An 18,205-nucleotide genomic window follows, 5' to 3' on the forward strand; every position below is an offset into this window, starting at 1 on the left:
ATAAGCTATTTGCGTTTCGCAAATGGAACGCCTTTTTCCGTAGGATTAAGTGTAATCGCTACGGATGAAAACGTCGTGCAGAGTAATCTGCAATGCGGTGCGTACAGGTTTTGGGTTGCCCAGCGCGAATGCGTTATACTGCGGCGGAATTTTTCTTCGTGGTTGACGTTATCTCATGTTCCATATCGCGCTCTATGAGCCTCAAATTGCACCGAACACCGGCAACATTATCCGACTGGCGGCCAACAACGGCTGTACGCTTCATCTGATCGAACCGCTGGGTTTTGATTTTGAAGAGAAAAAGCTACGCCGTGCGGGGCTGGATTATCACGATCTGGCGAACGTCAGCCGTCATAAAAACTATCAGGATTTTCTGGCTGCGGTTCCCGGCAAACGTATTTTCGCTTGTACCACCAAAGGCAGCCGCCCGTATGACCAGCCCGCGTATCAGCCGGGCGATGTGTTGCTGTTTGGATCGGAAACATCGGGTCTGCCAGACGAGATTCGCAACGGTTTTGCACCGGATTTCCGTATTCGGATTCCTATGCAGTCTAATAACCGTAGCCTGAATCTGTCGAATGCAGTGGCGATTATCAGTTATGAAGCCTGGCGGCAGAATGGTTTCGGCGGGTGCCTGTAGCCGCGGCGTGCTACAGCTTGCCGATGGCGGATTTTTTCAGTGGCGGATTCACCAGAAACACCACCTCCCCGCGATAGTAGGGTGACGTGGCAAGGCGCTGCTGCCACTGTGGCTCCCACTTGCCGTGTTGTACCAGTCCGACCCGAAAAGGTAGGGTCAGCTTCATTAGCGCTGGCAGATACTCCGCGTAGTTGGTAATGGTGCGTCGTCCCTGATAGGTCTGCACCACCACTTCATCCAGCTTGCCCTGTAAGCGGTTCAACGCCGCAACATCACCGGTTTTTGACCAGTCGAGCAGCCCCGTAATGCTGAGCTGACAATCAGCAGGCAAACGCGCGCGTAATTGCGTTAGAAATGCGACATAGCCTGCCAGTTGGTAGCTTTTCGCGTCAAAGTCGATCTGAATGCCGATAACCTGATTCCCGTAACGCTGCCACTTTTCCCGTAACGCGATCATTCGGTTCAGATGGCGATCGGAAAGCTCCAGCGTGGTCATGCGGAAAGCTAGCCAGACGCGGTTAACGCGCAACTGACTGGGTGGGATCCCCTGACGCAGAAATACCACCTGACCCTGACGACGGGCGATTTCCCCCTGATGCAGGTACAGCGTCTGTGCCTGATGCAGGATTGGCTGGGGTTGCACCGCCGCCCACAGCCAGAAATCCTGATAGCGTGTCGCATCGACGGTTGAGTCGGCAGTCGTAATGGGTGTGGCCTGCGCGCCAAACGACAGCAGGCAGGCCAGCACGATCAGCGGCGTTACCAGTAATAATCGAGCTTGTCTGCCCACTCGCTGCCTTTGTACTTGGTTTTCAATTGGGTAAACCAGGCTTTGCGCGTGGCCTTGCTGATGTCCTGTGGGCCACAGTCGTTATAGCCGCTTGGCGCATAGCAATAGACAGCGCGATACAGGGCATAGGTTTTGTCTTCCGGCGGGGCTTTTGCATCGGCAATCACCCGCATGTAACCATCCAGACGGTTATATTCGGTGCCGACGAATTGCGTGGGGGCGTTGGTAAGCCCGCTCAGCATGTTGCCTTCGCCCCAGTCGAAGCCCACGCTGTTATTGGTGCGCAGGAAAAACTCGCCAAGGCAGTTAATCGCACGGGCGTCGTTCGGACGCTGGTTTAGCGTAGCAACCACATCATTCAGCGCGGGACATTGATAGCCTTCTTCGGTATCGCTGCCATCCCAGTCAAATGCCGTGAGATCCTCCTGATTCCAGCTTTGGTTTTCGCTGCTGACCAGCGGCGCGATCGCTTTTCGCAACTGAACATCTTTAAGATAGCTGGCGTAATCCCCGTGCGTCAGCGATTTGGTTAACAGCGTATGCAGCGCGATAGCGCGCTCTTCATGGGTTTGCTGCGGGCCGGTTTGCTGACGCAGCAGATCGGCGTTGGCACTGGTTTTCAGCACCGCAGAACGAAAGCGCAGGTTCTTGACTGGGCTGTCAGTGGCAAAGACCCGCTCCGGGTGGCCTGACTTAACCAGCGTTTCCGCCAGCGCCAGTTGCAGGAACTGATTTTGGGTATACCCCATCTTATGCGTTAAGAGTTGGCGCCAGTGCGCTTCGGCGTCATCCCAGCGTTCCAGACGCACCAGCGCCCGACCGCGCAGCACTTGCAGGCTGAAAAGCACGGTGTCGGTCAGATCGTTCGCTTGGGTCGTGGGAACGCTGTCAACGACGGCGGCGTAATTCTTTGTGCCATAAAAGCGCTGTGCAGCCTGAAGATAGCGAAATGCTTCTTGCATGTCGCCGTGTTCAAAGAGTGGTTGCTGAGCGGCGAGTTCATCTGCGGATAAGGCGGGCAATGCCAGCCAGCCCTCATCGGAACGCAACCGCTTGAGATCCTGCACCATCGTCAACGGCGCGCTGTCTGGTGCGCTGATAAACTGCCTATTTTCCAGCAGTTTATTGTCGATCTCATCGTTTAATTCAAGGAGGTCTTCAACGTCGGGGGTGTTTTCCAGTTCATGTTGGTACGTTTTCGCCAGGGCATTGGTATCATTCATGATCCAGTATGCGCGGCGATACAACCCGTTAGCGGAGTCAACGTATTGCCCTTCTGGATACTGTTTCAGGTAATCGTCAATATGCTGCACGGCCAATTGCGCGGCAGCCGTATCGGCTTTACTGGCATCGAACATGTTGTATTCATCGAGTGCATGTTCCATGGCTTTATTGATTGTTACGCGAATCAGCATGTAGCGTGAGGTTTCCGCGACCCACGGCTGTGGTGATGATACTAACGCCTGAAAACCGTTTTCTGCCTCATCAAAGTGGCCCTGATAGAACGCCAGAACCGCGAACAGATATTGCATGAGCGCGCCAGCATGCCCCTCGTCTGGCAGGCTTACCAGACCCTCGTTCAGCGCCGCTTTGGTATACAACGGGTTGAGGAGATTCACCCGCTGATGAGCCAGCAGCGTACGCTGTTCTTCGGTAAGCTGTTTGTCTGCCAGCAGGACGTCAAAAAACGCTTCCAGCGTGGAGAGCGCATTGGAAATATGGCGTCCTTCATTATCATCAGGTGAAAACGTGGAGATCGTGCCCTGAACGGATAACGGAAGATTTAGCCGCTTCGCTTTATTGAGTGTGGAGAGATAAGGCGCATCCTCCGTGACATCTTCTCCCCCTTCTGACGTCTGAGGCGTTTCCGTGGCGGCGAGTCCCATGACCCGATAGGCGGTGAACGGATCGATACGTGAACGCGTTTGATCGGGCAACGGATGGGGTAACGGAAGTGAAATTCCGTGGAGGCGGCTTTGCAGCAACATCAGATTAGTGCGCGTGTCATTATCCGGTTGCAGATAAGGCAGAGCAGACAGGCCACATTCTGAGTCGGAAAAGCCGCACACTCCATCGCTGGAACTGAATGCCTGACTGCTCATTAACGCGGTCAGTACGCCAGCCAGCAACGTTACTCCTTTCATGGTTGGTATCCTTCATTCAACACGGGTCTTGCCGATTGTCGGCATGAGTAAGGTACTCTACGCAATCGCGTAAAAAACGCAATGCAGTGTCATCATAAGAGACGACTTCCCCTTTGAATAAAATTTGCGATGTTTTCCAATTTGGAAAAGTTTATTTTCCTTATTTTTTGTTTATTTTTTATTAATAATTACAGATACTCAATATAGGGTATTATTTTTCTTTTATTTTTCGTGGCTTTTATCAAATTTTTTCTAAATGGAATAATTATTTTTATAAATTATAAGGCAAGTTTCCCATACTGATGAATTCTATCTATCATTATTTTCTCGTTGATTCATGATGTTGTGAACACCATTATCCACCGGGCATGATGACATTTTTCGGTATTATGTCAATTTAAATAACTTCCACATGGATGCTTCACTTCTTATCGTGCAAGCACTGTGTTGACGGGGTGCTGCCTACAGAAAGTGTCGCGCTATTATGCAAACCGATTTAGTGATAGGTCATATTATGTTGAAGACTGTGAAGAGAGCTGCTTGTGTACTGGCGGTACTGGTAATAGCACCACCAACAGAGATGATTGACGGCAGTGACATAAAAATTATAGGTACACTGAAACTGACAGCCTGCAAATCAATTTTGGCTGATGGGAGCCTTCCTGCTAACGGTATTACTCCATCTGCTTTGATAAAAAGACATACTTTTACTGTTTTGGATGAAAAAAAGATTCGCTTTTCAACAGTATGTGATGGCATCTGGGGGGCGATTGATGCTATCGGCAAGAAGCCAGGTGAACCAGATTACTATGATGTAGGAGAGCTGTTTGAGATGAGATCTATAAATATGGCAAGCCTGGAAGCATCTGATATCCGTATAAATAGCGGAGGGTATGACATCAGTTTTGTGCCTGATTCCTACGCTGTTGATGGTGAAAACGTTTCATTATTAATCCATCGCAATACGTTTGGGTCATGGGGATATTGGAAATTTGATAACAAATGTATATACCATGCTTCTGATAAACGTCAGCAATTCGCGTGGACAGAAAAGTCGAGAAAACTCCGTTCGCTTTCAAAATCATGGCTGGCACACAGGGTGTGTAGCCGTACTTTAATAAAGCGTCAGGCCTCTCACCAATCCGTCAAACTGGATGGGATACTCATGTTGGAAATGGTCTATCTGTAACGTGCTTATCAGCCCCAGTCTTTTCTGAGTACGCTTTATTTCTTACGCCAGAATTTGTTTTGGATATGGTTATTATCCTAATTTAAATTTTCGATATTTTATGTGTGTTTTCCTTTTTTGAAATCTTTATTTTTCTTTTTTTTTGTTTACTTGTTTTTTACGTTGCCAGATACTTGCTTCGAAATGACTATCTTGTGGTGATTATTTTCCGCATCTGGCTGCGATTATTTAATTTGGTGCCTGATGGCCTAGTGGATAGTATTCTATCGTTATTATTAACGTAATTTCATGATGGTTATTTTATTTTGTAAAAAACCAGTGAGGGCTATTAACCCGGTTATATACCGGGGGAGATATGTTTTCCTGGCATGTTTTTTCCATAAAATTAAAGAGGTCATTATGATGAATAATATTACCAAAACCGCCTGTGCGCTGGCTGTGCTGGCGACAACATCGGCAAACGTCATGGCGGAGAGTATTGACGTCAAAGTGATTGGTACCATCACGCCGTCGGCCTGTAAACCGGCACTGACAGGGGGGGGCACCATTGATTACGGTGTTATTCCGCCAGAGTCCTTAAATAGTGATTCCTTTACGGTTTTAGATGAAAAACAGGTGGATTTTTCCATAACCTGTGATGCCCCAGCCAAGGTTGCTGTGCATGCTATCGGCGCGAAGGCTGATACAACCACAAATGCCAAGGGAAATTATGGTGGCTATGACATATTTAATGGGGTGATCTTTGATACGAAATCTATCAATGTAGCGGGGTTAGGGAAGTCCGATGGCGGACAAAATATCGGGGGATATGGCATCCGACTGGTACCTGGCAGTTATAGCGTTGATGGTCAGAGCGCCTCATTGCTGATGCGCAAAAATGCATCCGATAGCTGGACGTCATCGTCATATGATAAAGGCTCTTTATTTAGTTTCAATACCAGAGACCTACAACTCACATGGGCAGAGAAAGACGGGAAAACTCCCATCGCGTTTAAAACGGTGGCTGGCAAGCTAGGCGTACAGGCTTATATCACTGAGGCCTCTGCGCTTGACCTTGCTAAACCCGTGCAACTGGACGGGCTGACCACGTTGGAGTTGGTTTATTTGTAATACGCTTTCAGTCGCTGGCCGGGCTTTGCGCCCGGTCTTTCCTGATTACGCATTGTTTCTTTATTTTCAGTACCGAATATGTTTTTGGTGAAATATTATTGCTAATTTAAATAATATATTCTACCTATATTTTTTATTTATAAGTCCTTGTTTTTATGTTTTTCTGTTTACTTGCTTTTATATTGCCAGATATTTGCTTGGGAATAACGAATCTTGTTGTGATTATTCTTTTTTCCTGGCTGGTATTATTTGATTTGGTGTCTGTGAAATAGCGCTTTGTCGTTATTATTAACATAATTTTATAGTGGTTGTTTTTTAAAAATTAAAGGGGATTGTTAACCCGCCTAACTACCGGGGTAAATATCTTTTTCTGGCATGTTTTTTCCATAAAATTAAAGAGGTCATTATGATGAATAATATTACTAAAACCGCCTGTGCGCTGGCTGTGCTGGCGACAACATCGGCAAACGTCATGGCGGAGAATATTGATGTCAAAGTGATTGGTACCATCACGCCGTCGGCTTGTAAACCGGTACTGACGGGAGGGGGGACCATTGATTATGGTGTTATTCCGCCAGCGTCCTTAAAAAAGGGCTCACTGACTCAGCTTGATAGAAAATCTCTGGATTTTTCTATCACCTGTTATGCGCCTGCTAAGGTAGCGTTGAAAGCAATTAATGGTCGCCTGAATACTGTGGCTGGAAAAGGGAATGATGGTGCAGGCTCTGCATCCTATATCCCTGCTGGGATAAAAAGGGAGCTTGCTCACTATGTTGTCGGGCTTGGCTTGGATGGCGGCCAAAGAGTGGGTGGATATGCGATTGCGATGACAGATGTCACTGCGGATGGTAAATCAGTTGCTTATGGCTTTAAAAGCCTCAATTCGGGTGCCAAATGGCAAACTTATCCTAAATCGTATTTCTATTACAACGTACCAATTATCTCAAGTTGGTTCAAACCCAGCACTAAGGAGCCTGTCGCCTTTACCAATCTGGCTGGCAAGCTGAATGTGCAAGCCTACATCAATAAGGCTTCTGAGCTTGACCTTTCTAACCCCGTGAAGCTAGACGGGCTGACCACGCTGGAACTGGTCTACTTGTAATAAGCTTGCTGTGGCTGGTCGGTTTTTGCGACCAGCCTTTTCTGACAGCCTCTGCCTAATACTTGTTTCCTTACTTTCATATGCCGATAGGATATCGTATGAATCTTTCTGCTTTTTGTTTGTCCTCATTTGCCGCTATGTGGCTGTTATGCAGTAATGCACATGCTACGGGTATGTTGCCTGAATCCTCAGTTGTTATCGTTGAGGAAGACGATGGAGAAGGTGCCATCAACCTGAATAATACGGATACCTTTCCCGTACTGCTCTTGACCACTCTGCAAGATATTGAGCAGGACAAGGATAAGTTGCTCATTGTCACCCCGCCAACTGCCCGAGTTGAACCTGGAAAAACCCAGCGTGTGCGTTTCATGCTGACGACGAAAACGCCGCTTAAAACAGAACGCCTCAAGCGCGTGGTATTTGAGGGTGTGCCCCCGCAGGAAAAAAACAAGAATGTCGTGCGCATGACGGTACGACAGAACCTGCCAATCATCATTCGTCCTACTGGTCTTGCCCACGATGATGCGCCCTGGAAGCGCCTTGTGTGGTCGTTAAAGGAAGGGAAGTTAAGCGTCCACAACCCATCACCTTATGTTGTTCGCCTTGGTTCTGGTGTTACGACGTTACCCGATCATTCGACCTGGGCACTGCCGCATACTTATGTCTTACCGGGACAGAGCCTGATGCTTACCAAAGAGACGAAAAAAACGGGGGGAACGATAAACCAAGTACGGATATCGCCGGCAACCACCTGGGGATTTACTGTTGATAATTACGATGCGCCTCTGGCGCCTTAAGGAGGAGGAGTGTCATATGTTGTGCACACTGGTCAACGCCGATCGTGGCGTTATGCTCTCCTTCTCTTGATTGTTGTCGGCTGTGATTGTGGTATTGGCTTAGCCCGTGCAGTTACCGTTAGCAAGGAACATGATGGCCTAATCTTTGATACTGAAGTGCTGAATGAACGTGGTGTTGACCCCCACATTGCAAGGATATTTAGCCATGTACCACGTTTTATGCCCGGCGAGTCCACGGTGGTGTTGATAGTAAATGGTGATAATCGTGGGCGGATGAAAGTACGTTTTGATGACAAGGGAACATTATGTGCCGATCGCGCTTTTCAGCGTCAGGCGAGGCTGGTATCACCACCGGGTTATGCAGAGAGTGTCGCCTGTTTTGACCTGCGTCGAGCCTGGCCCCAAACGGATATACAACCTGAACCGGGTGAGGGTAAGGTTCACCTGATTATCCCACCTGAAGCACTTAATAGGTTAGATACCGATGACGGTAATTGGCAGCACGGTGGCGTCGCCGGCATGTTAAATTATTCTGCTCAATACATGAATTCATCTGGTAGGAGTGGGGGCGTTGATTTCGGTCAAGTCAATACCGAAGCAGGATTTAATGCCGGAGATTGGATTATGCGCAGCCGCCAGACTTTTGCCCGTTTTAATAATCAGAATCGAATTAATCATCAATCCGCCTATGCACAGCGTAGTTTTGTCGGTATTAAAAAGGTCTTGCAGCTCGGCCAGATTAACCTCTCTAATTCGCTGTTCGGAACGGGGCAGGTTCAGGGCTTTCAAATGTTTCCTGAGTCGGCTCTGACATCTGGGCAAGGTGGTGGCGGACTGGTTGAAGGGGTGGCGGATACGCCCTCTGTAGTCGAAGTACGCCAGTCTGGTGTGTTGGTTTACAGTACAACAATTCCGGCTGGTCCTTTCCGATTGCAGGGCTTTTCTCTGCTGAATACCCGCGTCGATCTGGCTGTTACGCTTACTGGCAGTAACGGTCAGGCGCGTCAGTTTACGGTTCCTGCGGCGACATTGTTGGCACGCGCACCTCTGGTTGCTTCTGGTTTGTCATTTGGTGCAGGCCGCCTTGAGCAACAAAATGGTCAATCTCCCGTGTTGGGAACCATCGCCACGGGCTGGCAGATGACGCCTTTCACAGGCCTTAATGTTGGCATATTAGGGTCAACGCCCTATCGCGCAGGTGCCCTGAGTCTGGAAACCCAGTTGTTTGATCTGACCCGTCTTAGCCTTCAGAGCACGTTGGCAAAGGATGTCGAGCATGGTAACACCGGGGCGTTGTTGTCTGCGATGCTTAGCCATAGTTTGACTGAGCGCCTCGGTGTCAGTATCAACGGAAGACAGCAGAGTTCCAAATACCGAGAACTGAGTGATGCCCTGCAACGCGACGCTTTGGATAATCCTAATAGCCAAAGCCGCTATCAGTGGGGAAGCGGAATCAATTGGTCGGAAGATTCCCTCGGCAGCTTTTCATTGTCATGGGCGCGTAGCACTACTTTTGACGCTAACAACAATGACTATCTGCGTGGTAGTTGGAGTCGTCAGTTTGGGCGTGCTTATCTCGGCGTTAGTCTTGAGCGCAACACCGCGACGCTCAGTGGTCAGAAGGATGAACGCTTATATGTCTCGTTCAGTATTCCGCTGGGTGAGGGACGAAATATCGATAGTTATCTGTACTCGTCCAAACGTAGTGCCCGTGCAGGTGTTCGCTACAGCGAACGCACCAGTCAGGAGATTGGCTGGAGCATCGCCACCGATCGCAATTTACGCAACCACCTCACTTCTGCTAGCGGCAATGTTGATTTTGTAACGCCAGTCAGTCAATTCAGTGCCAGCCTGAGCCATGACAGCGATCGCTATACGAACTGGTCTGCGCGCGCCAGCGGTGGTGCAGTGTTACATGAGGGTGGGGCGACGTTCTCTCCTTACCGGGTTGCAGATACCTTTGGTATTGCTCGGGTGGGGAAAGAATCGGGGGTTCGACTGGATACGCCTGGAGGCCCTGTGTGGACTAACCGCTGGGGGTATGCCGTACTGCCGACACTGAATGGTTACCGCCGTTCGGGTATTCAAATCGATACTCGTAGTTTGGCTAAAAATATTGATGTCAGCAATGCCTGGCAGGAAGCCGAAATGGCACGGGGCGCTATTGGTCGGGTGGATTTTGACGTGGTACGCACTCGCCGTGTATTGGTTGACGCCATGATGGCGAACGGTAAACGAATTTTACCTGGTGCCAGCGTATTTGATCATTCGGACCATCTGGTGACTGTGGTGGGTGATGATGGCTCAGTTTTTGTGCCAGATGCTGCACCCGACATGATATTGGAGGTTCAACGTTCGGGCAGGACGGAGTGTAAAATGAAGCTTGCTCTGCCGGAAACCGTTGAAACTCCTACCCTCTACGAACATGCAACGGCGGTTTGCCAATAAGGATAATGATATGAACAGGCTTTTTGGACGGTGTGGGTTCGCGCTGTTGTTAGGGGTCACCTTTGCCAGTGCTGCTGATGTTATTGCACCGTTTGACACGGTGATGCCAGAGCTGATACCCGATACTCGTTGTAATCTGTCAGTAAGCAATCCAGTGGTTGATTACGGCATTATGTCACGTTGGCAATTGCAAGATCTTGCGAGAGGATCGGTATCTCCCGGTATGCGTTCACTGATGTTTAATGCGGTTTGTCCATACACCCGAACGATAAAATTGCTGGTTCAGGGAGAGGGGGGAGAGCGAGGAGATCTACGCTACGGTGAGCACGGTGTTACCCGCTTGCGCCTGATGGATGTTCAGTTGGATGGTCATGCAGTAGAACTGCGAACGCTGACGTCGACAGGTGAATTAAAAAATGGCGGCAGTCATGCGATGATGTTGACTCCAGGAACGCAATTGATACCCGTTCTGGATGGGCGACCTGTCAGAGGTAAGGCCTTGACTGCGCGCCTGGAGATACAACCCATATTGGCAGAATCAGAGGCTCAGGTCAGTAGTCCTCTACGCAGCGAATCGATGTTGACGTTCTCGTTGATCAATTAGTTTTACGGGCATATTTTGTCGTCCCTCGGTCGCTTGTCAGAACAAATAAGAGGCTGGGGGAGGGGGAGCCAGCACTCATATGGTTTTTTTATATAAAACGAAAAAATAAAGGAATTTATTGCATTGAGAAAAATAAATTGCAACTTTTTTAACTATCGCTGGGGTTATTATTTTGATCTATAAAAATAAATTAGTAAATGATTGGGTGATTTTTTATACGGTTGTTGAGTGTGGCAGTTTGTCACTGGCCGCGACAAAACTGAGTACGAGCGTGTCAACGATCAGTAAATCGATTGCCAAAACAGAGTCATTATTGGGTTGCACATTATTGCGTAGAAATTCTCGTGGAATTGAAATGACCAATGCAGGGAATTTTACCTATAAAAAAGCGAAATCGATCGTCTCTTCAGTCTATTCTTTACTCTCTGAAATTGGTGATGATACGGGGAGAATTTGTGGAAAAATTAGATTTTCAGCGCCAAGTGTAATGTGTGAAAATACTGCTAATCAATGGGTTTATGACTATATCATTGAGCACGAAGACGTTTGCATTGATTTATTTTCAAGAGAAAGAAGTGATTTATCGGTAAGTTCTCCTGAGTTTGACGATTTAGTGTTAAAAAGTGGATTCATTAATAGCCCAGATCTTGTTCATTGTAAATTAACACCGATGCCTCTTGTTATGTGTGCGTCTCCTGATTATTTGAATGAAAATCATAGGGTTGTCAATCCTCGCGATCTTGATGACCATAATGTGTTGATGTTAAATCATCCCTCACTAGCGGATTTAACATTCACAAAAGAGGATGAGGGTATTCAACAAGCTATAAAAATTGACGCGAAATTAATTTCAAATAATGTTACAGCTATAGTCAACCTTGCTTTAGAAGGGAAAGGTATTTGTGTGGCTTCTCCGTATTGGTATATTCGAAACTATATTGAGTCTGGAGAGCTAAAGTTGATTCTTCCAGACTGGAAAATACCTACGTTAGAGACTTATCTGGTGTGGAGATATAGAGAATATCAATCCCCTTTGATGATTAGTTTTAGAAAATATATACAGCAGAAATGGGAGGAACTTTCATTTGGCTAGTGTAATCAGTAGTCTGATTAATCAACAATACCCTTTATTCGGGGTTATTTCTAAAAGTAATGGGCTTTGTTGGCTTATACGAGACGCCCTGACGTATTGAAAAAAACCAGTACGTCAGGGTAGTTTTAACATGCCTCGCTGACTTACCGCTGATGCAACGGCAACCAGATGATTAAGCGCAACCCGCCCAGCGGGCTGTCTTCCGCTTTTACCCAGCCTTTGTGCTGCGTAATGGCGGTTTCCACAATCGCAAGCCCTAAACCGCTGCCGCCGGATTCGCGGTCGCGTGCTTCATCCGTACGGTAGAAGGGACGGAAAATCTGTTCGCGATCTTCCGGGCTAACGCCGGGGCCATCGTCATCGACTTTGATGGTGATACCCTGATTATCTACCGAGAAGGCGACTTCGATGTGGTTGTGAGAATAACGTAGCGCGTTGCGTACGATATTTTCCAGCGCGCTGTCGAGCGAAGCTGGGTTGCCAAAGAGCGTCCACGGCCCCGGCGGGTAGGGCACTTCCAGCGTTTTCCCCATCTGCTCGGCTTCAAACGCGGCATCGTCCAGCACATCGCCCCATAGCTCATCGGCATGCAGGAATTCACGGGTCAGCTCGTTCTTGTGCTGATTGCGTGACAGCACCAGCAGGTCGTTAATCATGCTGTCAAGCCGCTGCGTTTCCGTTTCGATGCGGTTCAGTTCGTTGCCTTCGCCCTGACGTCGGCGCAGCAGTGCTGTCGCCAGTTGCAAGCGCGTCAGCGGCGTGCGCAGCTCATGGGAGATATCCGACAGCAGGCGTTGCTGTGCTGTGACCATCCGTTCCAGTGCGCTGACCATCTGGTTAAAACTGACGCCCGTCGCCTGAAATTCCTGCGGGCCGGATTCCAGTTCCGGGTGCTGGCGTAAGTTGCCTTTGGCGACTTCGTCGGCAGCATGTTTAAGCTTACGTGCAGGTTTTGCCAGACTCCAGGCGAGCCAGAGCAGCAGCGGTGAACTGATCAGCATGGTAAAGATCAGCAGCAGTAAAGGACGGTCAAACAGCAGGCTAATGAAATCCGACTGTGGACTACTGGCAGGGCGAATCAGGTAAAGCTGATAGTTGTCATCGCCATCGCGGATCGCAAAGGGACCGAGCAGCTCAATGCGGCCGTAATTTTTCTTTTGCGGGTGATCGGCGTTATCCGACAATCCGATAAAATTACGCACGATCGGGGTTTCATGTTTCTCTGCGCCCAAAATGCGACCTTCGCTGGTGACCAGAAACAGACGTTGCCCCGGCGGAGCCCATTTCTCCAACACCCAGAACAGCCGTAGCCACCAGCGCAGATCGTTGGCAGGCGTGTTGGCAAGGTCGACTTCAATGTGTTGTTCCAACATGATGCCCTGCCGCTGCTCGTTTTCCAGCAAGGCAGTAAGCTGGCGCGAATCCAGCTTGGGCACCATTAGAACCAGCATGAGCACCAGCGCCAGCGTTAGCCAAAAAATGGCAAAGATACGAGCGGTCAAACTATTGATCATGCAGCCGATACCATCAAATAGCCGCGTCCACGCAGTGTTTTAAACCAGGGCAAACCGTCTTTGCGCTCTGGCAATTTACGCCGCAGGTTTGAGATATGCATATCGATCGCACGGTCAAATGGTGTCAGCCGTTTTCCCAGCACTTCCTGACTTAAATGCTCGCGGGACACCACCTGTCCCAGCCGCTGTGCCAGCAGATAGAGCAGTGTGAACTCGGTGCCTGTCAGATCCAGTACGATATTGTCAAAGCTGGCTTCCTGTCGGCCAGGGCTGAGGCGCAGGCCATCCACTTCCAACGTTGGGGCGCTGTTATCACCCGTCTGCTGTTGATCGGTCCAATGAGAACGGCGGAGGATCGCACGAATCCGCGCGACCAGTTCCCTGTCGTTAAAAGGCTTGGGCAGATAATCATCGGCCCCCAGTTCCAGACCCAGAACGCGATCCAATTCGCTGCCGCGGGCGGTCAGCATAATGACCGGTGTTTGGTGCTGCTGTCGTAGTTCTTTTAAGGTATCGATGCCGTTTTTCTTCGGCATCATTACGTCCAGTAATAACAGATCAATCGTGTTATCTAATAGCTGTAACGCTTGCTCGCCATCGTAGGCGACAACGACGTTAAACCCTTCCATTTCGAGCAACTCTTTCAATAAAGCCGTCAGCTCTCTATCGTCATCAACCAGCAGAATTTTATTCATGTTTTCTCTACCTCCAAGGGCAAAATACGACATAGATTAGCGCTATTCCATGACTTTACATAGTTTTACACCCTCTGACGCATGTTTGCAGCAAGGTGCGTAGACTCATGTTCATTGATTCACAACGTACGTACCGCTCTGGAGAGTTATTGATGCAACCGTTCGCAACCTTATCTCTTGCTTCACTGCTGATGTTAGGCTCGTTTACCGCCTTTGCAGCAGGAAATGGAGATGCCCCTGTGGGCGGCTGGCATATTGATGATTCCGCCACGAAAGGCGCACCCGGTCAGCAAGGTATGTTCGATGGTGTGAGGCTGACGGAACAACAGCGCCAGCAGATGCGTGATTTGATGCACCAGAGTCGTCAGGACAAGCCGGCGTTTAACACCGAAGATGTTAAAGCCATGCACAAGCTGGTGACGGCGGAAACGTTTAACGAAGCGGCAGTGCGGTCGCAGATAACCCGAATGATGGGTGTGCAGATTGAGCGCCAGATCCAGATGGCTCGCGTGCGCAACCAAATGTATAACCTGCTGACGCCAGCGCAGAAAGACATATTAGAGCTAAAGCATGAGCAAAGAATGAAAGAGATGCAGCAACAGATATCGATGTTTAACCAGATGGCCGCGCCACCACCAGGTACGACAAGTCATCCCGAGTAGTAGTGCGAGTGTAGTAAGTAGTCTGTAGTGAATGTAGTGCAGTCCGAGTAGTAAATGTGTAGTAGGTACACACCCTGTTTTTCCTTGCCATAGACACCATCCCTGTCTTTTTGCCCTCCATGATGGAGGGCTTTTTTTATGGATTTTTCAGGCATATTACGTGCTTTGACTTCATGATTTGACTTCATATTAGCGGTGTTTATACTGACTTCAGTAAATGACATCATGGAATCGGTAATGCAGGGAAAAATAGCCAGCCTACGAAAGAAGCAGCGGGAAACGCTGAGCCAAATTTTCAAAACACCCGTACTTTCAGGTGTCAAATGGTCGAATATTGAGTCACTTGTTACTGCGTTAGGTGGTGAAATTAAGGAAGGTAGCGGGTCACGAGTGCAATTTTTATTGAACGGGAGTATCGCCCGATTTCATCGTCCTCACCCGTCACCGGATACTGATAAAGGTGCACTGGTTAGCCTGCGTGAATGGCTAGAAAGTATAGGAGTAAAACCATGACGAAAGCACTCAACACACCAAATACGATGGTGGTTTCTGGACAACCAGCCATTATCAGCTACGTACCGGAAATTGGTATGTTTCGTGGTAAGTTTATTGGTTTATCTGGCTACTGTGATTTTGTCGCCGACAGTATTAATGGCTTGAGAAGCGAGGGTGAAATTTCGCTACGCGAATATCTGGAAGACTGTCAGGAAAATGGCATCGAACCTTACGAGCGTGAAGAGAAGGTGAAAACATTCACCCTCCGTTATCCTGAATCATTCGGGGAACGACTGACCATTGCGGCCGCTGAACGTCAAATTTCAGTGAATACGTTTATTGTTGAAACGCTTAGCGAACGTATGAAACAGGATTAACGATCTCCTGCTCTAGTGGTTTTATTGCATAAAAACAACAGTGAAAACGTGTATTGCACCGCAACATCTCTTGATACAGCCACTCTTTATCAATAGAAACCGGATACAAAGTAGAGCAAGAAAGGCACGAAAAAAGACAGCGTAAGGGCGTGGTAACGCGTAGAATATGAGCACCAAAAATGATGCTCATGAATGTTCCCTTACCTGTCTTCAGGCTGGCTGACATCTTCATAAAAGCACGCGGAAACACCCTTGGCCGCTCGCCGATTACACGGCGATGTCATACTTTCCCTGTACCATGACTTCATCGCGTTAGCCTCTGCTACGACAGGGGGCGCATTCTTTTATTTTAACTTTTGATATCAATACCATGACCCGTTCTCCCCGTTCGACCGCCTGGTTACGTGTCGTTAGCCTTTCTCTGGCGGCATTTATTTTTAACACCGCTGAATTTGCCCCCGTCGCGTTGCTGTCAGACATCGCCGCCAGCTTTGCCATGAGCGCCGCGCAGGTTGGGCTGATCATCACGATTTATGCCTGGGTGGTGGGGCTGATGTCGCTGCCCTGCATGCTGCTCTCCAGCGATATGGAACGCCGCAGTTTGCTGATCAAAATCTTTATTCTGTTTGCCGTCAGCAATGTGTTGTCCGGTCTGGCCTGGAATTATTGGGTATTGGTCATTGCCCGTATCGGTGTAGCACTGGCTCACGCGGTGTTTTGGTCAATTACGGCGTCGCTGGTGGTGCGTCTGGCCCCTGCGGATAAAAAAGCACAGGCGTTGAGCCTGTTGGCGACCGGCACGGCACTGGCGCTCGTGCTGGGGTTACCGCTGGGGCGTGTGGTCGGGCAGTATCTGGGCTGGCGCGTAACGTTTGCCCTCATCGGTCTGATCGCCACGGCGATCATGTTGGGCATGATGAGGCTGTTGCCTGTATTACCGAGCAGTAATTCCGGTTCATTAAAGAGCTTGCCTTTGCTGATTAAGCGTCCGGCGTTGCTGTGCGTGTACGGCCTGACGGTGATGATCGTAACGGCGCACTTTACCGCCTACAGTTATATTGAGCCGTTTATCCAGAAAGTGGCGTTGTTGAGTGAAAACTTCACCACCATCCTGCTGCTGATTTTTGGCGGCGCAGGCATCATTGGCAGCATGCTGTTTAGCCGCTACAGCAACCGATATCCGGCGGGATTCCTGATTGCGTCGTTCGCATTGTTGGCGGTGTGTTTACTGTTATTACTGCCTTTGTCATTCAGTGGCTGGAGCTTATCGACGCTCTGTCTCGTCTGGGGGATCGCGATTATGGCGCTGAGTTTGGGTATGCAAGTCAAGGTATTGACGCTGGCATCGGATGCCACTGACGTAGCGATGGCGCTCTACTCGGGGATTTATAACATTGGGATTGGCGGCGGGGCGCTGCTGGGCAATCAGGTGATTATCCATTTGGGGCTGCCCGATATCGGTTTTATTGGCGCGGCGGTGGCGATGCTCGCAACGCTATGCTGTATTTTTACGTTCGTTCGCTATTCCCGTGTGTTAAAAACGTCATTAACGAGCTAAATGCGGGTCACGACATTACGTGAGGGGATGATGAATCCACACTATGCGCGTCTGGTGACGCTGGCAGCCGTGAGCGCCACCGCTGTGGCGCTGGTACTGTTCATAATGAAAGTGTTTGCCTGGTGGCATACTGGCTCGGTGAGCCTGCTGGCGTCGCTGGTTGATTCACTGGTGGATATCGCCGCGTCACTGGTGAACCTGCTGGTTGTGCGTTATTCGTTACAGCCGGCAGACACGGAGCATGCGTTCGGCCACGGTAAGGCGGAATCGCTGGCCGCGTTGGCACAAAGCATGTTTATTTCCGGTTCGGCGCTGTTCCTGATCCTGACGGGCTTGCAACACTCGCTGGAACCACAGACGCTGCATGCGCCGGAAGTGGGCATGTGGGTGACGCTTATTGCGCTATTGGCCACGCTGCTGTTGGTATCGTTCCAGCGCTGGGTGGTGAAGCGTACGCACAGCCAGGCGGTGCGTGCGGATATGCTGCATTATCAGTCCGACTTGTTGATGAACGGCGCGATTCTGGTGGCGCTGGCGCTCAGTTGGAAAGGCATTGCGCGTGCCGACGCCCTGTTTGCATTAGGTATCGGTGGTTATATTTTATATAGCGCGTTACGTATGGGATATGACGCCATACAATCGTTACTGGATCGTGCGTTGTCGGACGAAGAGCATCGTGCCATCGCTGATATTATTGTGAACTGGCCGGGTATTCGCGGCGCTCATGCATTGCGCACGCGCCGCTCCGGGCCGACGCGATTTATTCAACTGCATCTGGAAATGGATGACGCACTGCCGCTGGTTGAGGCCCATCACATTGCAGACGAGCTGGAGCAGGCATTACTAAAACAGTTTCCGGGGGCTGATATTATTATCCATCAGGATCCGGTTTCCGCTGTGCCGGAAAATCAGCGTGGCAGGTTGGCGATGTAGTCGATCATGCTTCCGCATTTTATGTTAAAAACGTGATAGGCCATGAAAATTTAT

Annotated in this window: 17 protein-coding genes; 13 read left to right on the forward strand and 4 right to left on the reverse strand. The window is 49.3% G+C overall.

What is annotated here, in order from left to right:
- Positions 1 to 175 precede the first annotated feature (175 nt).
- Complete coding sequence (locus OI69_RS11065) at positions 176 to 640, forward strand: tRNA (cytidine(34)-2'-O)-methyltransferase (RefSeq protein ID WP_039350083.1); 465 nt, start codon at positions 176 to 178, stop codon at positions 638 to 640.
- 10 nt (positions 641 to 650) lie between these two features.
- Here the strand turns inward: OI69_RS11065 and OI69_RS11070 are convergent, their stop codons facing one another.
- The gene (locus OI69_RS11070) at positions 651 to 1,430 is read right to left on the reverse strand and encodes a DUF3142 domain-containing protein (protein ID WP_039350085.1); all 780 of its coding nucleotides are present in this window, start codon (positions 1,428 to 1,430) and stop codon (positions 651 to 653) included.
- Positions 1,400 to 3,574, reverse strand: a complete 2,175-nt coding sequence (locus OI69_RS11075) for a hypothetical protein (RefSeq protein WP_039350088.1) — start codon at positions 3,572 to 3,574, stop codon at positions 1,400 to 1,402. The genes OI69_RS11070 and OI69_RS11075 overlap by 31 nt, the downstream gene beginning before the upstream one ends.
- Positions 3,575 to 4,058: 484 nt before the next feature.
- Between OI69_RS11075 and OI69_RS11080 the strand changes: the two genes are divergently transcribed.
- The 7 genes from OI69_RS11080 to OI69_RS11110 all read left to right on the forward strand — a co-directional run bounded on the left by OI69_RS11080 (position 4,059) and on the right by OI69_RS11110 (position 11,917).
- Complete coding sequence (locus tag OI69_RS11080; RefSeq protein WP_039350090.1) at positions 4,059 to 4,763, forward strand: hypothetical protein; 705 nt, start codon at positions 4,059 to 4,061, stop codon at positions 4,761 to 4,763.
- 399 nt (positions 4,764 to 5,162) lie between these two features.
- Positions 5,163 to 5,873 (forward strand): DUF1120 domain-containing protein, encoded by a 711-nt coding sequence (locus tag OI69_RS11085; RefSeq protein ID WP_039350093.1) that lies wholly within the window; start codon positions 5,163 to 5,165, stop codon positions 5,871 to 5,873.
- Between the two features lie 406 nt (positions 5,874 to 6,279).
- Positions 6,280 to 6,975: a DUF1120 domain-containing protein gene (locus OI69_RS11090; RefSeq protein WP_039350096.1), complete on the forward strand. Its 696-nt coding sequence runs from the start codon at positions 6,280 to 6,282 to the stop codon at positions 6,973 to 6,975.
- A 98-nt stretch (positions 6,976 to 7,073) separates the two neighbouring features.
- Positions 7,074 to 7,772, forward strand: coding sequence for a fimbria/pilus chaperone family protein (locus tag OI69_RS11095; RefSeq protein WP_039350099.1), 699 nt, complete (start codon positions 7,074 to 7,076; stop codon positions 7,770 to 7,772).
- Positions 7,773 to 7,781: 9 nt separating this feature from the next.
- Positions 7,782 to 10,220, forward strand: a complete 2,439-nt coding sequence (locus OI69_RS11100; RefSeq protein ID WP_235319676.1) for a fimbria/pilus outer membrane usher protein — start codon at positions 7,782 to 7,784, stop codon at positions 10,218 to 10,220.
- Between the two features lie 10 nt (positions 10,221 to 10,230).
- Entirely contained in the window at positions 10,231 to 10,824 is a 594-nt protein-coding gene (locus OI69_RS11105; protein ID WP_039350102.1) for a DUF1120 domain-containing protein, read from the forward strand.
- Positions 10,825 to 11,029: 205 nt separating this feature from the next.
- Positions 11,030 to 11,917 (forward strand): LysR family transcriptional regulator, encoded by an 888-nt coding sequence (locus OI69_RS11110; RefSeq protein ID WP_235319677.1) that lies wholly within the window; start codon positions 11,030 to 11,032, stop codon positions 11,915 to 11,917.
- Positions 11,918 to 12,060: 143 nt separating this feature from the next.
- On the opposite strand, the gene cpxA is transcribed toward OI69_RS11110, so the two are convergent.
- Complete coding sequence (gene cpxA / locus OI69_RS11115) at positions 12,061 to 13,431, reverse strand: envelope stress sensor histidine kinase CpxA (protein ID WP_039350108.1); 1,371 nt, start codon at positions 13,429 to 13,431, stop codon at positions 12,061 to 12,063.
- Positions 13,428 to 14,126 (reverse strand): envelope stress response regulator transcription factor CpxR, encoded by a 699-nt coding sequence (gene cpxR, locus OI69_RS11120; RefSeq protein WP_039350111.1) that lies wholly within the window; start codon positions 14,124 to 14,126, stop codon positions 13,428 to 13,430. Before cpxR ends, cpxA begins: the two co-directional genes overlap by 4 nt.
- 152 nt (positions 14,127 to 14,278) lie before the next feature.
- On the opposite strand from cpxR, the gene cpxP reads away from it, so the two are divergent.
- The 5 genes from cpxP to fieF all read left to right on the forward strand — a co-directional run bounded on the left by cpxP (position 14,279) and on the right by fieF (position 18,151).
- Positions 14,279 to 14,788: a cell-envelope stress modulator CpxP gene (cpxP, locus tag OI69_RS11125; RefSeq protein ID WP_039350186.1), complete on the forward strand. Its 510-nt coding sequence runs from the start codon at positions 14,279 to 14,281 to the stop codon at positions 14,786 to 14,788.
- A 237-nt stretch (positions 14,789 to 15,025) separates the two neighbouring features.
- Positions 15,026 to 15,301, forward strand: coding sequence for a type II toxin-antitoxin system HicA family toxin (locus OI69_RS11130; protein WP_080752633.1), 276 nt, complete (start codon positions 15,026 to 15,028; stop codon positions 15,299 to 15,301).
- A complete protein-coding gene (locus tag OI69_RS11135; RefSeq protein ID WP_039350114.1) occupies positions 15,298 to 15,660 on the forward strand; it encodes a type II toxin-antitoxin system HicB family antitoxin in 363 nt (120 codons plus the stop codon). Before OI69_RS11130 ends, OI69_RS11135 begins: the two co-directional genes overlap by 4 nt.
- 370 nt (positions 15,661 to 16,030) lie before the next feature.
- Entirely contained in the window at positions 16,031 to 17,218 is a 1,188-nt protein-coding gene (locus tag OI69_RS11140) for a sugar transporter (protein ID WP_039350117.1), read from the forward strand.
- Positions 17,219 to 17,248: 30 nt separating this feature from the next.
- Positions 17,249 to 18,151 (forward strand): CDF family cation-efflux transporter FieF, encoded by a 903-nt coding sequence (fieF, locus tag OI69_RS11145; protein ID WP_039350191.1) that lies wholly within the window; start codon positions 17,249 to 17,251, stop codon positions 18,149 to 18,151.
- Positions 18,152 to 18,205: the final 54 nt, after the last annotated feature.

It is taken from the genome of Pectobacterium fontis, assembly GCF_000803215.1.
Taxonomy (GTDB): domain Bacteria; phylum Pseudomonadota; class Gammaproteobacteria; order Enterobacterales; family Enterobacteriaceae; genus Pectobacterium; species Pectobacterium fontis.

Excerpts from the sequence above, each read along its gene's own strand:
- OI69_RS11065 (WP_039350083.1), top strand. The coding sequence starts at position 176 with ATGTTCCATATCGCGCTCTATGAGCCTCAAATTGCACCGAACACCGGC.
- OI69_RS11075 (WP_039350088.1), bottom strand. The coding sequence starts at position 3,574 with ATGAAAGGAGTAACGTTGCTGGCTGGCGTACTGACCGCGTTAATGAGC.
- OI69_RS11080 (WP_039350090.1), top strand. The coding sequence starts at position 4,059 with ATGCAAACCGATTTAGTGATAGGTCATATTATGTTGAAGACTGTGAAG.
- OI69_RS11085 (WP_039350093.1), top strand. The coding sequence starts at position 5,163 with ATGATGAATAATATTACCAAAACCGCCTGTGCGCTGGCTGTGCTGGCG.
- OI69_RS11090 (WP_039350096.1), top strand. The coding sequence starts at position 6,280 with ATGATGAATAATATTACTAAAACCGCCTGTGCGCTGGCTGTGCTGGCG.
- OI69_RS11095 (WP_039350099.1), top strand. The coding sequence starts at position 7,074 with ATGAATCTTTCTGCTTTTTGTTTGTCCTCATTTGCCGCTATGTGGCTG.
- OI69_RS11105 (WP_039350102.1), top strand. The coding sequence starts at position 10,231 with ATGAACAGGCTTTTTGGACGGTGTGGGTTCGCGCTGTTGTTAGGGGTC.
- cpxA (WP_039350108.1), bottom strand. The coding sequence starts at position 13,431 with ATGATCAATAGTTTGACCGCTCGTATCTTTGCCATTTTTTGGCTAACG.
- cpxR (WP_039350111.1), bottom strand. The coding sequence starts at position 14,126 with ATGAATAAAATTCTGCTGGTTGATGACGATAGAGAGCTGACGGCTTTA.
- cpxP (WP_039350186.1), top strand. The coding sequence starts at position 14,279 with ATGCAACCGTTCGCAACCTTATCTCTTGCTTCACTGCTGATGTTAGGC.
- OI69_RS11130 (WP_080752633.1), top strand. The coding sequence starts at position 15,026 with ATGCAGGGAAAAATAGCCAGCCTACGAAAGAAGCAGCGGGAAACGCTG.
- OI69_RS11135 (WP_039350114.1), top strand. The coding sequence starts at position 15,298 with ATGACGAAAGCACTCAACACACCAAATACGATGGTGGTTTCTGGACAA.
- OI69_RS11140 (WP_039350117.1), top strand. The coding sequence starts at position 16,031 with ATGACCCGTTCTCCCCGTTCGACCGCCTGGTTACGTGTCGTTAGCCTT.
- fieF (WP_039350191.1), top strand. The coding sequence starts at position 17,249 with ATGAATCCACACTATGCGCGTCTGGTGACGCTGGCAGCCGTGAGCGCC.